The organism is Tritonibacter sp. SIMBA_163 (assembly GCF_046535935.1).
In the GTDB taxonomy this organism is placed as follows: Bacteria; Pseudomonadota; Alphaproteobacteria; order Rhodobacterales; family Rhodobacteraceae; genus Epibacterium; species Epibacterium scottomollicae.
Genome location: NZ_JAWJBP010000634.1, coordinates 1 through 263, shown reverse-complemented (window position 1 = coordinate 263; position 263 = coordinate 1). Strand labels below are relative to the sequence as shown.

The window sequence follows — 263 nt, the reverse complement described above, 5'->3', positions numbered from 1 at the left end:
GGCCTTTGCCGTGCACATGGGCGGTGATGGTTTCCGCCTCCGTATCCGGCTCCCAGGCCACCATCAGGTTCGGCCGCGGCGCAAGCATCGTGTCCGGCGTCAGCCGGTCGAGGCCCATGACCGCCTGCAACTGTCCCGCCAGCAGGCCGTGGCGGGTGGAGATGATGTCGTCGGCGAAACGCTGCAGCAGCGCATCGGTCGGTGCCAGGGTCGGCACTTTGCGATGCAGCGCGCCAAGCCGGTCGCCCAGCGCTTCGGCCGCC

Annotated in this window: 1 protein-coding gene; it reads right to left on the bottom strand. The window is 70.0% G+C overall.

Annotation, left to right across the window (positions count from 1 at the left end; genetic code table 11):
- On the bottom strand, positions 1-263 hold a 263-nt coding region (locus R0J92_RS23845; protein WP_411053499.1), incomplete at both ends, for a hypothetical protein.